14 protein-coding genes are annotated in these 15,073 nt (G+C 42.1%); 12 read left to right on the top strand and 2 right to left on the bottom strand.

The window, feature by feature from the left end:
* From SNE26_RS16940 to SNE26_RS16895, 10 genes are all read left to right on the top strand, one after another.
* Positions 1–1,383, top strand: coding sequence for an NADH-quinone oxidoreductase subunit N (locus tag SNE26_RS16940; RefSeq protein WP_321555107.1), 1,383 nt, complete (start codon positions 1–3; stop codon positions 1,381–1,383).
* Between the two features lie 55 nt (positions 1,384–1,438).
* Positions 1,439–2,083, top strand: coding sequence for a VTT domain-containing protein (locus SNE26_RS16935; RefSeq protein WP_321555106.1), 645 nt, complete (start codon positions 1,439–1,441; stop codon positions 2,081–2,083).
* 31 nt (positions 2,084–2,114) lie between these two features.
* On the top strand, positions 2,115–2,663 hold the full coding sequence (locus tag SNE26_RS16930) for an inorganic diphosphatase (protein ID WP_112575925.1): 549 nt from the start codon (positions 2,115–2,117) through the stop codon (positions 2,661–2,663).
* 4 nt (positions 2,664–2,667) lie between these two features.
* Positions 2,668–4,008, top strand: a complete 1,341-nt coding sequence (locus SNE26_RS16925) for a hemolysin family protein (protein WP_090533890.1) — start codon at positions 2,668–2,670, stop codon at positions 4,006–4,008.
* Between the two features lie 15 nt (positions 4,009–4,023).
* A complete protein-coding gene (locus SNE26_RS16920) occupies positions 4,024–4,734 on the top strand; it encodes a 16S rRNA (uracil(1498)-N(3))-methyltransferase (RefSeq protein ID WP_321555105.1) in 711 nt (236 codons plus the stop codon).
* Positions 4,735–4,778: 44 nt separating this feature from the next.
* Entirely contained in the window at positions 4,779–5,393 is a 615-nt protein-coding gene (locus tag SNE26_RS16915) for a DUF4159 domain-containing protein (protein ID WP_373695603.1), read from the top strand.
* 162 nt (positions 5,394–5,555) lie between these two features.
* Positions 5,556–6,056, top strand: coding sequence for a biotin/lipoyl-containing protein (locus SNE26_RS16910; protein WP_321555103.1), 501 nt, complete (start codon positions 5,556–5,558; stop codon positions 6,054–6,056).
* 128 nt (positions 6,057–6,184) lie between these two features.
* On the top strand, positions 6,185–9,277 hold the full coding sequence (locus tag SNE26_RS16905; protein WP_321555102.1) for a TonB-dependent receptor: 3,093 nt from the start codon (positions 6,185–6,187) through the stop codon (positions 9,275–9,277).
* Between the two features lie 18 nt (positions 9,278–9,295).
* Positions 9,296–10,660, top strand: coding sequence for a RagB/SusD family nutrient uptake outer membrane protein (locus SNE26_RS16900; RefSeq protein ID WP_321555101.1), 1,365 nt, complete (start codon positions 9,296–9,298; stop codon positions 10,658–10,660).
* Positions 10,661–10,829: 169 nt separating this feature from the next.
* Positions 10,830–11,216, top strand: a complete 387-nt coding sequence (locus SNE26_RS16895) for a hypothetical protein (RefSeq protein ID WP_321555100.1) — start codon at positions 10,830–10,832, stop codon at positions 11,214–11,216.
* A 66-nt stretch (positions 11,217–11,282) separates the two neighbouring features.
* Here SNE26_RS16895 and SNE26_RS16890 read toward each other — a convergent pair whose 3' ends face one another.
* Positions 11,283–12,941 carry an SUMF1/EgtB/PvdO family nonheme iron enzyme gene (locus tag SNE26_RS16890; RefSeq protein WP_321555099.1) on the bottom strand — a complete coding sequence of 553 codons (1,659 nt, stop codon included), beginning with the start codon at positions 12,939–12,941 and terminating at the stop codon, positions 11,283–11,285.
* Positions 12,942–13,184: 243 nt separating this feature from the next.
* Here SNE26_RS16890 and porV point away from each other — a divergent pair, with 243 nt between their 5' ends.
* Together porV and ispF are read left to right on the top strand one after the other, a co-directional pair.
* A complete protein-coding gene (porV, locus tag SNE26_RS16885; RefSeq protein ID WP_321555098.1) occupies positions 13,185–14,354 on the top strand; it encodes a type IX secretion system outer membrane channel protein PorV in 1,170 nt (389 codons plus the stop codon).
* Complete coding sequence (gene ispF / locus SNE26_RS16880) at positions 14,354–14,836, top strand: 2-C-methyl-D-erythritol 2,4-cyclodiphosphate synthase (protein WP_321555097.1); 483 nt, start codon at positions 14,354–14,356, stop codon at positions 14,834–14,836. Before porV ends, ispF begins: the two co-directional genes overlap by 1 nt.
* Here ispF and SNE26_RS16875 read toward each other — a convergent pair.
* Complete coding sequence (locus SNE26_RS16875) at positions 14,806–14,952, bottom strand: hypothetical protein (protein ID WP_321555096.1); 147 nt, start codon at positions 14,950–14,952, stop codon at positions 14,806–14,808. The genes ispF and SNE26_RS16875 overlap by 31 nt on opposite strands.
* Between the last annotated feature and the right edge of the window lie 121 nt (positions 14,953–15,073).

The following is a 15,073-nucleotide window of genomic DNA, read 5'->3' as shown; positions in this document are numbered from 1 at the left end:
ATGAATACTATAATCATCATATCTGTTTTACCTATAGTGCTGCTGTATTTAGGGTTATATAAAGCGCAAAAGGCTTTGCTGCCCGTTACCGTTATAGGGTTACTGGCTGCTTTAGGTTTTGCAATTTGCCAATGGACTTCAAAAGATACGGCCGAGCCGCTTTATACCGGCATGCTGCTGTTCAACAATTTCTCTGTTGTATTTTCAAGCGTTACCATTATATCTACCATACTGATCCTGCTGTTGTCGAAAGGTTACTTTGAGCGGATCAGCAGGCATACCGCCGAGTATTATGCCATCATTTTGTTTTCGCTTACAGGCATAATTGTGATGGTATCATTCAATAACCTGGTGATGCTGTTTATCGGCATCGAGATCATGTCTGTTAGCCTGTACATTTTGGCAGGTATTAAAAAGAGCGATTTTGCATCGAACGAGGCTGCTTTAAAATACTTTTTAATGGGTGCCTTTTCAACCGGCTTCCTGCTGTTTGGCATGGCGCTGTTATATGGGTCATATGGTTCATTCAATATGGATGCTATCAGGGAGTATGTAATTAATCATCCGCATATCGACCCTATGTTTTATACAGGCATAGCCCTTATCATAGTTGGCTTATGCTTTAAAGTAGGTGCAGCCCCCTTCCATTTCTGGACGCCCGACGTATACGAAGGCGCGCCTACGCTCATCACGGCTTTCATGTCTACAGTAGTTAAAACGGCGGGTTTCGCAGCTTTCCTGCGTTTGTTCTCTGCCTGTTTCCAGCCATTATCCGACTTCTGGACACCAATAATACTTGTAATTACTATTATCACCTTATTTATAGGCAATATCACCGCGTTGTATCAGCAAAGCTTTAAACGTATGTTGGCATTTTCAAGCATCTCGCACGCGGGCTACCTGTTATTTGCTATTGTGTCTTTAGGGGCTGCTTCAGATAACTCGGTGTTTGTGTATGCTACGGCCTATTCTATAGCTTCAATTATCGCATTTGGCAGTTTAATATTGGTACAGCAACAAAACGGAAGCGACAACTTTGAAAGCTTTAACGGTTTGGGTAAAAAGAACCCTTTCCTGGCATTGGTATTAACAGTAGCTATGCTTTCATTGGCGGGGATCCCGCTTACTGCAGGCTTCATCGGTAAATTCTTCATGTTTTCGGGAGCGGTAAGCCGTTATCATATCGGTTTAGTTATTATAGCAGTGATTAACGCTATCATTAGTATCTTTTACTATTTCAGGGTTATTATCGCTATGTACTTCCGTACCGACGAACGTGCTGAGCTTACAGTGCCGGTTTATTACAAAGTAGTATTTGCACTTTCGGCCCTCGCTACAATCCTCATAGGCGTTTATCCCGATCTTATAGCCCGTTTCATATAATCAGTATTGATAACTGCAAATTGATATAATATTTGTAGTTTTACAGATATAGTGAATGGAAAGTTTCTGGGAATACCTTCAAAATTTAACTGACGCTCAATCCATAATAAGCAGGGGTGGTTTTTATCTCTTGCTTATTGTTGTTTTCGCAGAAACCGGTTTATTCTTTGGTTTCTTTTTGCCCGGCGATTACCTGCTGTTTATGGCGGGTTTATTGTGCGCGGCGGGTAAAGTTGATGTTTCTATAGCCACGCTGGTATTATCATTAATAGGTGCCGGGGTGTTAGGTAATTTTACCGGGTATTGGTTTGGTTACCGAACGGGGCCGGTATTATTCAATAAAAACGACTCACTCTTTTTTAAGCGGCGGTACGTGGTACTGGCCAGTGAGTTTTACAACAAGCATGGGGGGATGGCACTTATTTTAGGGAGATTTTTCCCTATTGTTAGAACATTTGCTCCTATATTTGCAGGAGTTGTTAAGGTTGATATTAAAAGATTTTCAATTTATAACCTTATTGGCAGCGTGGCCTGGGTATGTGCATTTACTTTGGGCGGTTTTTTTTTAGGGCGAAGGTTCCCCCAATTGCAGGATTATCTGCAATATATTGTACTGGGATTGATTGTAATTACAACAATTCCGCTGGTTATTGCTTACGTTAAGAAGAAACTTCGTGAGAAAAACGAAAAAACAGATTAGTTAATAATTTATATACTATAACAAATAATAAATGAGTACTCAACATCCATGGCACCAAGTTTCACCGGGTGACAATATTCCTGAAGTAGTAAATGCTATCATTGAGATCCCTAAAGGTTCAAAGGCAAAATATGAAATTGATAAGGAATCGGGTTTGTTAAAACTCGATCGTGTATTGTTCTCGTCTGTAATGTACCCGGCTAACTACGGCTTTATCCCTCAAACCTATTGCGATGATAAAGACCCTTTGGATATCCTTGTACTTTGCTCAATCGATGTTTTTCCAATGTCGATCATAGAGGCTAAAGTAGTGGGTGTAATGCACATGGTTGATAATGGCGAGCAGGATGATAAGATCATAGCTGTAGCTAAAAATGACATGTCGGTAAATTACATCAACGATTTAAATGAGCTGCCTCCGCATGCCATGACCGAAATTGTTCGCTTTTTTAAAGATTACAAAAAATTGGAAGGCAAAAACGTAACCATCGAACATTTGTTAGGTGTACGTTATGCACATAAAGTGATAAACGAGAGTTTGGAGCTGTACAAGTCTACGTTCCCTGTGTATCAATCATAAATAAATGGACCCCGCACATTACGAGATTAGTTTATTTTACATTTTCGCTACCATATTTTTGGTTTTACTCAATGGCTTTTTCGTAGCCGCAGAGTTTGCCATGGTGAGGGTTCGGGGTTCGCAAATTGAAATAAGGGCCAAAGGCGGCAGCGGCGTTGCCAAAGTTGCCCGGGGCATACTGCATAATTTAGATGGTTACCTGGCTGCTACGCAGCTGGGTATTACCATTGCTTCGCTGGCCCTTGGTGTAGTGGGCGAGGAGGTTGCTACCAACCTCGTAATCCGCGCTTTTCTGAGCGTGGGTATAACCCTTTCTCCCGGTTATATTACGGCCAGCCATATCCTGGCTTTCAGCTTTATTACCATTATGCATATTGTTTTTGGTGAGCTTGCGCCTAAATCGTTAGCTATCCAAAAATCGGTACGTACGGTGATGGCTGTTTCATTGCCGCTCAGGTTCTTCTTTGTGGTTTTCAGGCCATTTATATGGGTGCTTAATAATTTTGCAAATTTCATTTTAAAATTGTTAGGTATAAGTACTGTTGAAGGCAGCGAAACCCATCACAGCTCGGAAGAACTGCAATACCTGTTGGAGCAGGGTAAAGAGACCGGCGCACTCGACTCAAATGAGCACGAACTGATCCAAAACGTGTTTGACTTTAACGAACGGGTGGTGAAAAACATTATGGTGCCGCGTACCAAGATCTCGGGTGTGGATATTGCTTCAACAAAAGAAGAGCTGCTGGATATGATCATCAACGAAGGTTATTCGCGGATGCCCGTTTACGACGATGTGATAGATAAGATCATCGGCATTGTGCATGCCAAGGATATTTTGCCATTGCTGGCCCGCAATGAGGAGATTGTACTGAAAGATATTATCCGCAAACCGTATTTCATCCCCGAGACCAAAAAGATCAATGATCTGATGGCCGAACTGCAGCAAAAACGCATCCAGATAGCTATTGTACTTGATGAGTTTGGCGGCACGGCCGGTATGGTTACGTTGGAGGATATCGTAGAAGAGCTTGTTGGCGAGATCCAGGATGAGTATGATGAAGAAAAGCCTATAGTTGAAAAGGTGAATGAGCGTGAGTTTATAGTTAATGCACTTGCCTCTATTTACGATGTGAACGAGCATCTGCCCCATGATTTACCTGAAGATGGCGACTTTGATACCGTATCCGGCTGGCTTGGAGATATCTTCGGAAAGATCCCCGATGTAGGTGAGCAGAAGGAATCTAACGGATATAATATTACCGTACTGAAAAAGTCCGACCAGAATATCGAATCAGTTAAACTCGAATTACTGATAAATGAAGAAGATGCAGTAGATTTACATTAATCTGCTTTTTCCATAATGCAACTTTTTTATACACCCGATATTGACGCCTCGCATCCCCAATACTTTCTAAGCGAAGAGGAAAGCAAACACGCTATCCGTGTACTGCGCCTTGAAGCAGGTGATGAAGTACAGTTGATTGACGGCAGGGGAGGCCTGTATACCGCCCAGATCCATGACGCCCATCCTAAGCGTACCATTCTTAAAATTACATCCGTAACTACCGAATTTGATAAACGCAACCATTACCTGCACCTCGCGGTAGCGCCAACCAAAAATATAGAACGTTTGGAGTGGTTTTTAGAGAAGGCTACAGAGATAGGTATTGATGAGGTGTCGTTAATTATCACCCAACGTTCGGAACGTAAGGAGGCCAAGGCAGAGCGTTTAAATAAAATTATTACAGCGGCTATCAAGCAATCCCTTAAAGCATATCACCCGCTATTAAATGAGCCATTAACGCTAAACCAACTACTCGACAAGCCTTTTGAAGGGCAAAAATTTATTGCCCATTGCGGACCCGGAGATAAATTCAGCCTGAAAGACGAAATAACTCCGCAAGGCCGTTATTTAATATTGATAGGCCCGGAAGGGGATTTTGCTCCTGCTGAGATTGATAAGGCTTTGCACAACGGGTTTAAACCAATATCTTTAGGTACAAGCCGCCTGCGTACGGAAACTGCTGCGCTGGAGGCTTGTTTTGAGGTGAACTTTTTAAACAGGGTATGAAAAGGGTAGCGTTAGCATTGGTTATTTTATTTGCGGCTATAGCCATGAGCGCCTTTAATGCGCCTGCCTATAAAATTGCCCGCCTTAAATACAGCGGCGGCGGCGACTGGTATGGCGACCGCACAGCCTTACCTAACCTGATCAAATTTTGTAATGAAAACCTAAAAACCAATTTTGATGATGACGATGAGGTAGTTGAAGCAGGTAGTGCTTCTTTGTTTAATTATCCTTTTACTTTTATGACAGGGCACGGCAATGTGATCTTCTCCGACCAGGAAGCCCGTAACCTGCGTAAATACCTCACGGGCGGAGGCTTTTTGCATATTGATGATAATTACGGACTCGACCAATACATTCGCCCGCAAATGAAAAAGGTATTTCCCGAGCTCGATTTTGTTGAGTTACCGGTTAATCATCCCATTTATCATCAAAAATATGACTTCCCGAACGGCTTGCCCAAAATTCATGAGCATGACGGCAAGCGTGCCCAGGGCTTTGGTTTGATATACAAAGGCAGGCTGGTTTGTTTTTACACCTATGAGTGCGATTTAGGCAACGGATGGGAGGATTATGGTACATATGCCGGCGATACCCAGGAAGCCCGCCAAAAAGCCCTTAAAATGGGCGCAAATTTAATTCAATATATTTTCACTCAATAACAGCCGCTTTCAGCCTGTAGTCTTTTACGCATCTTTTTTTATACTATCAAATAAGGGGGCAGTTTGCTTATTCAATATTTGTGGTTAATAATAATATGTTTAGCTTTATAGCAATCCCTAAACAAATTATATATTAACCGCTTATCTTCAAATCTAAATCCTATGTATAAATTAAGTATTAATGACCAATACAATATTGAAGCTGAAAGAACCGTTGCAGCAGGCCTACTTATTAACGGGGTTAAAAGTGAAGCCGACATTAAACAGTTAAGGCCGGGAATCTACCATATTATTGAGAGCAACCGCTCATACAATGTCGAGATAGCTAATTTTAACGGTGACGAAAAAACGGCTGAAATAAAGGTTAATAATAATATCTATCATGTTACCGCTAAAGATCAGTTTGATATACTGCTTGATAAACTTGGATTTAGCGATTTAAACAGTGCCAGGATTAGCGAAATAAAAGCCCCTATGCCGGGTTTAGTTTTGAAAGTATTTGTAAATAAAGGAGATATCATAAAAAAAGGTGATAATCTCTTTGTGCTTGAAGCCATGAAAATGGAGAATATTATCAAATCGCCGGCCGATGTAACGGTAGAAAAAATATTAATAAAGCCCGGCGATAAAGTTGAAAAAGGACAAATATTAATGCAATTTTAACTGAGTGTTATTGTCTTAATGTGCGATAATAACATTTTTGCAATGGATGCAACGTGATTTTAAGGCTTTTGTTGTTTTTGCACATTTTTTTTACGAACTTACTTTCTTAATTAACAATATTAACTTTTATGAAGAAACATCTACTAACAGTCATGTTACTGGTTTCTTGTATGACTATGGTTTTTGCTCAAAACCGGGTTATTACAGGTAAAGTAACCGACCAGAAAGACGGCTCGCCCTTACCGGGAGTAAGCGTAACCGTAAAAGGCGTAACCGGGTTGGGCACCCAAACCGACATTAATGGCAGCTACAAATTAAGCGTACCTGCTACCGCCAAAGTTTTGGCTTTTAATTTTTTGGGATTTAAACTATCCGAACAGCCAATCAGCGGTAACGTCGTTGATGTCCAGCTAACCAGTGATTCAAAACAGTTGACAGAAGTTGTGGTAGTTGGTTACGGTACTCAAAAAAAGGCTAATATCACAGGGTCAATATCCTCAGTATCTGCAAAGGAAATTGAAGGCACCCCAACCACCTCTATTGAGCAGGCTATCCAGGGTAAAACAGCCGGTGTATATATTCAATCAGGAAATGGAAAACTTGGGCAAGGGATTCAAGTTAGGGTACGTGGCTCATCTTCGATATCTGCAGGGTCGGAGCCATTATATATTTTGGATGGTATGCCTATAACCACCGACAATTTATCAAGTACGGATGCTCCAACTAATCCTTTGGCTGATATCAACTTTAATGATATCGAATCTGTACAGATATTAAAAGATGCATCGGCAGCTGCTATTTACGGTGCACGGGCTTCTAATGGTGTGGTTGTGATAACCACAAAAAAAGGTAAGGCAGGCACTCCTAAAGTTAACTTTTCAGCATCATATGGTAAAAGTACGCCGTCAAGGCACCGTGAATTTTTGGACGCCAAGCAATTTGTACAGATAATGCAACGGGCCGGTGAAGGTGCAGCCAAGCAGGATTTCGCCGCTGGATTTTATGATACACTTGATGATGCCATCGCCGATTATAAATCATACGTTGAAGATAATCTTACTTTCCTTTCAGGTGGTACAGACGATTGGAAAACGGGCAAAATCAATACAAACTGGGAAAAGGCCGCGTATCAAAGCGCACCTCAGCAACAGTATGATTTAAATATATCGGGAGGTAACGACAAGACAACTTATTATATGGGCGGGCAGTACCTCGATCAAACCGGTATATTGATAGGTAACAGCTTTAAAAGGTACTCAGGACGTTTAAATTTAGACAGCAAGATTGATAAAAATTTAAGTATCGGCATGAACTTAAGTTTTGCAAATACCATCAATAACAGGGTGTCAAACGATAACGCGTTTAGTACACCTTTGCAATCAGTGGCTTTATCCCCAATAACACCATTAATTGACCCGCGCAGTGGCTTAATAAGCGGTACCCCTCCGGGCGAATCAGAAGATTTTCCATTGTATTATAACCCGTTGATCAGCAAGAATAATGCGTTTTATCAGGCGACAGTTTACCGCACTATTGGTAACGTATATGCCAATTGGGAGATAGTAAAAGGTTTAACATTCCGTTCGGAATTTGGTATTGATCAATTAAACCAGGCTGAAGATAGTTACTATGGAAGTGCTACTTTCCGTAATACAGGTACTAACAACGGTTTTGGTCAAAATACAACCACACAAGTATTGAACTATAATACCAATAACTATTTTAGTTATAAAAATATTTTTGGTCAGGATCATTCATTGGATTTAACGTTGGGAACAACCTACCAGAAATCCCGTACTGTTGGTAACGATGTACAGGGGCAGGAGTTTGCCTCTGATGCTTATAAAAAACTAACCGCGGCAGCAGTAATTGTTTCAGGTGCATCATATGATAGCCCCTACAGTTTTTTAGCCTATTTCTTTAGGGCCAATTATGCCTATAAAGGAAAATACCTGTTTTCGGGAAGTATCCGCGAAGACGGATCATCAAGGTTTGGTTCAAACAATCGCTATGGATTTTATCCATCAGGCTCGGTAGGCTGGATACTAACAGAAGAGGACTTTTTGAAGAACAATAACCTGCTTAGCAATTTAAAAGTTAGAGCAAGTTATGGTTTAACAGGTAACGCTAATATTGGTAATTTCTCATCATTAGGTTTGTTTTCCGCAGCAAATTATAATGGAGTAGGTGGTCAGCGTTTTTCACAGATAGTTAATCCAAACTTAAAATGGGAAACAACCGCAGCACTTGACTTAGCTGTTGATTTTGGTTTCTTTAACAACAGGTTATCAGGTAGTTTTGATTATTATAAGAAAAATACCCGCGATCTTTTATTAAACGTGAACCTTCCCGGTACGTTGGGCATATCAAGGCAACTGCAAAATCTTGGTAAACTATCTAATAAAGGGTTTGAGCTCGAATTATCATCAGATAATTTTGTTGGTAAGTTCAAATGGTCAACCAGCTTAAATGCTTCATACCAAAAAAACCTGATTAAAGATATAAAAGGCCAGGTTATAACTGATAATAATATCAATTATGTAATGGCCGGCCAGCCGATAGGCGTATTCTACATGCCCGAATATGCAGGGGTAGATCCTGCCAATGGAGATGCATTATATTACAAAAACGCAAAGGGAACCGACGGAAAGCTGGACCGTACTAAAACAAATGATCCTACTCAGGCACAAAATGTTGTGGTAGGCTCACCTACACCTAAGTACTACGGAGGTATTACAAATACATTTGGTTACAACGGAATTGAATTGGCGGTAACATTCCAGGGAGCGTTTGGCTACAAAGTGTATAACAATGGAGGCCAATATATGAGCACAAGTGCAGGGAACGGCTTCGATAACCAAACTATCGACCAGTTAAAATACTGGAATAAGCCCGGTGACATAACCGATATACCTGAGCCACGTTTATTTTATGGAAATGGCATCAGTACTTCAAGCAGGTACCTTTCAGGGGCCAGCTATGTTCGTTGCAAAACAGTAACATTAGGTTATACATTGCCAAAAGCGGTGGTTAGCAAATTGAGGCTGCAAAAAATAAGGGTATATGCCAGTGCCTATAACCTGTTTTTAATTACCAAGTACAAAGGATGGGATCCTGAAGTAAACTCAGACGAGTTGCCAAGTAATGTTGATTTGAGTAATGACTTTTACTCGGCCCCGCAGCCCCGCACTATAATATTTGGTATTAATATAGGCTTATAACATTAAAAAAACACAGAAATGAGAAAGATGAAGTTTATATATATATCGGCGACAGCATTAATGGTATGCTTAAGCGCATGCAATAAGCAGCTTAATATTAAGCCGGTTGAATCTGTTGATCAAAACCAGGCTATTAAGACCGCCAAAGATGTTCAGGGTGTTTTAGTTGGTACTTATAATCGTTTAGGACAGGTTGATCTTTATGGCGGCCGTATATTTATGGAGCCTGATTTGTTAGCGGCGCAGGCTGAAATAACCTGGACTGGTACTTATACAGGTTTAACGCAAATTACGGTGCAGGCGATAACAAGAGATAATAGTTTTGTTGAAAATACCTGGTTGGATGCCTACCAGGTAATAAATCAGGCCAACACCGTGCTTGCCAATTTAGATAAAGCTGATAATGCAGATGATAAAGCAAGATGGGAGGGGGAAGCTAAATTTATAAGAGGCTTGATGTACTTTGACTTAGCCCGCTTGTTTGGAAAGTCATGGAATGATGGAGATCCATCAACTAACTTAGCAGCCGCTATTGTATCAACTCCAACTACCTCTGCTGATAGCGAGGGGGCTAAAGTTGGCCGGTCTACAGTTAAACAGGTTTATGATCAGGCTATTAGCGATTTAACGGCTGCCAAAAGCAAGCTGCCGGAGGATAATGACTTCTATGCCAATAAATACTCTGCCTCGGCAGTCCTTGCAAGGCTTTATCTGCAAAAGGGCGATTATACTAATGCCTTAAAGGAAGCCAATGCTGTTATTACATCTGGGGCGTTTTCGCTTGTACCTGATTATACTAAAGAGTTTTTGCTGTCAAGCAAACCATCGCATCAGGAAAATACTACTGAAGATATCTTTGCTATACAGGTTACCCAACAGCAGGGTATAAATAGTTTGAATGAATTTTATGCCTCATCAGCAAACGGAGGGCGTGGCGATATCAAAATAACCGACGATTTTTTAGCAGAATTTGAAGCCGACGATGTAAGAGGACAGTTTTATACTATTACCTCGGTTAACAGGACTAAGAAGTTTGATAACCAATATGGAAATGTTCATGTGGTGCGCCTTGCGGAGATGTATCTTATCCGTGCCGAAGCTAACCTCCGTGGTGGAACATCCACAGGTGCAACGCCGGCAAGTGACGTTAATACCATCAGGCAGAGGGCTGGCCTTGATCCTTTAGTAACTGTAAATCTTGCTGCTATATTAACGGAGCGCAGGCACGAACTTGCATTTGAAGGTGGATTTTTTCTGCACGATGCAAAAAGACTAAAACAAAGTGCAGGCGCACTTCCTTACAATTCGCCGAGACTGGTGTTCCCGATCCCCCAGCGCGAAATTTTGGCTAATCCTAAATTGGTTCAAAATGACGGCTATTGATTAGTAAATAAAACTTTTCCCAAATAAAAATCCCGGATAACGTATTGTTATCCGGGATTTTTATTTGGGATATATATATTAAAAGAGAGATGACCACACAATGCGATTCGGCTGTTATTGATATACCAATCAATAAATAAAACATAATGAAACATAAATTAAATAAACCATGGAAGATGACCAAATACTTGCGGCCCTGAATGCACACTGGCAGGCATCAGCAGCCGGCGATATAAACGCCGAACATGATATCTACGATGATGATGTTATTTGTGATTATCCCCAGTCGGGCGAACGGATTTTTGGGCGAAGTAATTTACAGGCATTGCGCGGGCATCATCCCGGTAAACCATCGGGTTTCCGTGTCAGGAGGATCCTCGGAAAAGGTGATACCTGGATCACGGAATATATTATTAACTATCAGGAACAGCTGGCTTACACGGTAAGTATTATGGAGTTTCGTAATGATAAGGTAATACATGAAACGCAGTATTTCGCCAATCCCTTCGAAGCCCCGGCCTGGCGAAGCCAATGGGTTGAGCCGATTGATGGATAGATACAACTGAAAACAAATAAGGCCTCTCATTACTGAAAGGCCTCATTCAAATATCTGTTATAAAAATTATTTTGTTTTAAACGGCTTCGCTTTTTTAACCGGGTAATGCGGTTTGCCATTAGGGTTAATTTCAGGAGCGCCAACTAAGGTCATTGCGCAGCGGAAACCAACTTCGGCGCTTGCCACGTCCTGATCCATAAAACGGCGGGTAGCGGGGTTTAACCAAAACGCCATATCGTTCCATGACCCGCCCTTGTATACCTTAGAGTGGTCGTTAACCAGTGTGGTTGTTCCGTAAAGCGCCTTGTTAACTTCATCTTTTTCGCCCCTTGCATCCGGATCGTAAGCTTTACCCGAATTTTTAGGCAGTAATGAATCAACCGGCAGCGAACCTGTTTGAGTAGTTGCAAGCGGCGTGTTTGGATTGGCGCTTTGCGCGGCTGTATTCTGTTGCTGTAATGCTAAAAGCTCGCTGTATTTTAGCTTTTTATTAGCATGTGCAGGGTCTTTGATTGGCTTGCCGTATTTATCTTTTGCATACAGTCCTTTGCTTGGATCCGCAAGGCGTTTGTTTGAAAACTCGTTACCACGGAAAGGGTTAAAATCTTCAAACTCCTCAAATGATGTTTGACGATAAGTATCAGCAACCCATTCGTTAACGTTACCCGCCATGTTATATAGGCCAAAATCATTAGGAGCATATGAACGTACAGGGGCGGTAATGTCTGCCTTATCGTTCAGGTAGCCGCCAACACCGGCGTTGTCGCCGCTGCCGCGTTTAAAGTTTGCCATGATCAAGCCACGGGTTTTGCTTTTAGCCGAACGTACGCCCATGCCATTCCAGGTATATATTTTGCCGTCGTCAATGTTTTCAAATTGAGTGTTTCCTGCAAGGGCTAATGCTGCATATTCCCATTCGGCTTCTGATGGCAGGCGATATGCCTGTTTAAGGATACCGTCTTCCATACGTACAGGCCTAACGGCTTTGCCTCCCTTGCCTGTGCCCGCCTGGGCATTAGGGCTCAGGTTAGGCATCATTTTTTTACCGTCGACACCTGCACCGGTCATCTGACCGTTTAAATAAATATCTGTATTGAATGGTTGCCCGTTAGCTGCAACGCCGGCATCACCGCCGCCGCCTTTTTTACCCTGGTCTTTCCAGGCTACCAGTTTCCCGGTTTCACGTAAAATGTTTTCGTTGGTACGGTCGGTACGCCATGAGCAATAATCCTGTGCCTGGTCCCAGGTTACACCTACAACCGGGTAATCCTGAAAAGCAGGGTGGCGCAGATAATTATCTACATATGGCTCGTTATAAGATAACGCATGGCGCCAAACCAATGTATCAGGCACCGCATTGTAATATAACTCGCGGTCCTGCGGGAAAGTAATGTTTATCCAATGCAGGTAATCAAGCCAGTCCTGGTTTGATACTTCGGTTTCGTCCATGTAAAAAGATGGTACGGTAACCCTGCGGCGTACGTTATTATAGTCGTAAGTTATGTCCTGGTCGGCACTGCCACCCATAACAAAAGTACCACCCTCAATAGGTACCAATCCCGGTCCCGGAGATGGGTGACTTTGCCTGAAACGCTCATAACCGCCGTTATTTTTATCGTTATAAGTTATACCCGTTTTTTGCGATTGCTCACGTTTACTGCAGCTACTCATCACGGCACCTAAAGCCAACAATCCCAGAGCAGTTTTAGTAAAAAGTATTTTCATATTTTTACAGTTATATTAAGTGGTAAATTTATAAAAAAATGGATACAGTGCTTATGCTTATGAACCATTATTTCGAAATAAATAGTACAATTATCGGAGGTTTTAACGAAAAATTGATGAAATTAGTTGCGTTGATTTAATTTTTTGATTTAACTTTCAGCAAAAAGTGCGGACTTGAAAATGTAAAGCAAGTCATGGCCCTATATTTATAAAATACAAATTGTTACAACCTAACTCCTACAAATGAAGTTTTTTACATTGCGAGGCCTTGCTATTATTACCCCATTTTTATTACCGCTTGCTGTCGCTGCGCAAACAAATCCTAACGGAAGTAATATCAATGCAATTCCCAGCGAAGTCCCTTTTTTAAATATTTCACCTGATTCGCGTTCGGGGGCTATGGGGGATGCAGGCGTAGCTTTGTCGCCGGATGTAAATGCAAATTTCTGGAACCCGTCAAAGCTTGCGTTTTTGGAAAGTAACGATGCGTTATCGGTATCATACAGTCCCTGGTTAAGGCATCTCGTGCCCGATATCAGTTTGTCATACCTCAGCTATGCCCATAAAATTGATGAGCGCAATACTCTTGGTGCGTCGCTCCGGTATTTTAATTATGGTTCTATCCCGCTTGCCGATGAAAATGCCAACGATCAGGGTAATTATACGCCAAACGAGTATTCGTTAGATGTTTCATTTGCCCGTAAGTTTGGCGATAATTTTTCATTGGGCCTGACTGCGCGATACATTCATTCCAATATATCAAGTATCGCGTTTGCAACCAGCTCGGGCCAGACTACCAAAGCGGGCAATGCCTTCGCTGCAGATGTTTCGTTATATTACACCGCGCCTTATGGTGATGGCAATACTTTTGCTTTTGGAACACACATTTCCAATATTGGTACCAAGATCAGCTACAGCGATGTGGGTAATAAATATTTTTTGCCGGCTAACCTGAAATTAGGCGTAGCCAACACCTGGCAGTTAGATGATGTTAATGAGTTTACAGCAACCTTTGATATCAACAAGCTGCTGGTACCCACACCACCCCTGCGCGATGCGGATGGTAAGATCATCAAAGGCAAAGATGATAATGTATCGGTGCCTGCGGGCCTTTTTCAATCGTTTGGCGATGCACCAGGTGGTTTTAGCGAGGAATTGAAAGAGATCAGCTTTTCGCCGGGCGTTGAATATTGGTACAATAAACAGTTTGCTGTAAGGGCGGGCTATTTTTATGAAAACCCCAACAAAGGCGACAGGCATTATGTTACCATGGGTATTGGCTTTAAATACAGTATTTTTGATTTCGATTTCTCGTACCTGGCGGCCAGCCAGCAAAATAGTGCCCTGGCCAATACTTTGCGCTTCACTTTGTCGGCAAATTTTGGCGGTACAACAAATGCTTCAAGAAGATAATGGGTAAAATTAAGGTAGGTTTTGGGTTTGATGTACACCAGTTAAAAGAAAGTCACCCGTTTGTTTTAGGCGGAGTTAAACTTGAGCACCATGCCGGCGCTTACGGCCACTCAGATGCCGATGTATTATTACATGCCATTTGCGATGCCCTGCTGGGGGCAGCAAACCTGCGCGATATAGGCTTTCATTTTTCAAATAAAGACGACCGCTGGAAAGGCATCAGCAGCCTGATCCTTTTGCAGCATGTGGTTGCCCTGATAAAGGAAAAGGGTTTCACCATCGGCAATATCGATGCCATGGTATGCCTTGAAGCGCCAAAGATCAACCCGCATATCCCCGCAATGAAAACCTATATAGCCGAAGCGGCCGCTATTAGTGAAGAGGATATTTCCATTAAAGCTACTACTAACGAACAAATGGGCTTTATTGGCCGTGAAGAAGGCGTTGTGGCCTATGCGGTTTGTTTGATTGAAAGGGAGTAGGGGGCTGTAGTTGCAAATCGGGCCTGCCCGCTGCGGTTATCTTCAAAGCTTACCCGCGCGTTGCCCTGGTGATCGGTAATGATAAACACCTGCTTCAGCGTATGGTACTGTTGCATCGTTTTGTACACGTCTCTCCGGCGTGGCTTTTTTGACGCGTATTTTTGTTTTATGACGCAAGCAGGATGCTTGTATATGGTTTTAGGTTGAAGTACGCTATTGCTAAACTTCGACCAGTGA

The organism is Mucilaginibacter sp. cycad4 (assembly GCF_034263275.1).
Taxonomy (GTDB): Bacteria; Bacteroidota; Bacteroidia; order Sphingobacteriales; family Sphingobacteriaceae; genus Mucilaginibacter.
This window is presented reverse-complemented; position numbering and strand designations above follow the sequence as displayed.

Coding starts and splice junctions, on each gene's coding strand:
- SNE26_RS16905 (WP_321555102.1), top strand. CDS start 6,185: ATGAAGAAACATCTACTAACAGTCATGTTACTGGTTTCTTGTATGACT.
- SNE26_RS16890 (WP_321555099.1), bottom strand. CDS start 12,941: ATGAAAATACTTTTTACTAAAACTGCTCTGGGATTGTTGGCTTTAGGT.
- ispF (WP_321555097.1), top strand. CDS start 14,354: ATGGGTAAAATTAAGGTAGGTTTTGGGTTTGATGTACACCAGTTAAAA.
- SNE26_RS16930 (WP_112575925.1), top strand. CDS start 2,115: ATGAGTACTCAACATCCATGGCACCAAGTTTCACCGGGTGACAATATT.
- SNE26_RS16915 (WP_373695603.1), top strand. CDS start 4,779: ATGAGCGCCTTTAATGCGCCTGCCTATAAAATTGCCCGCCTTAAATAC.
- SNE26_RS16920 (WP_321555105.1), top strand. CDS start 4,024: ATGCAACTTTTTTATACACCCGATATTGACGCCTCGCATCCCCAATAC.
- SNE26_RS16875 (WP_321555096.1), bottom strand. CDS start 14,952: ATGCAACAGTACCATACGCTGAAGCAGGTGTTTATCATTACCGATCAC.
- SNE26_RS16935 (WP_321555106.1), top strand. CDS start 1,439: ATGGAAAGTTTCTGGGAATACCTTCAAAATTTAACTGACGCTCAATCC.
- porV (WP_321555098.1), top strand. CDS start 13,185: ATGAAGTTTTTTACATTGCGAGGCCTTGCTATTATTACCCCATTTTTA.
- SNE26_RS16910 (WP_321555103.1), top strand. CDS start 5,556: ATGTATAAATTAAGTATTAATGACCAATACAATATTGAAGCTGAAAGA.
- SNE26_RS16895 (WP_321555100.1), top strand. CDS start 10,830: ATGGAAGATGACCAAATACTTGCGGCCCTGAATGCACACTGGCAGGCA.
- SNE26_RS16900 (WP_321555101.1), top strand. CDS start 9,296: ATGAGAAAGATGAAGTTTATATATATATCGGCGACAGCATTAATGGTA.
- SNE26_RS16925 (WP_090533890.1), top strand. CDS start 2,668: ATGGACCCCGCACATTACGAGATTAGTTTATTTTACATTTTCGCTACC.
- SNE26_RS16940 (WP_321555107.1), top strand. CDS start 1: ATGAATACTATAATCATCATATCTGTTTTACCTATAGTGCTGCTGTAT.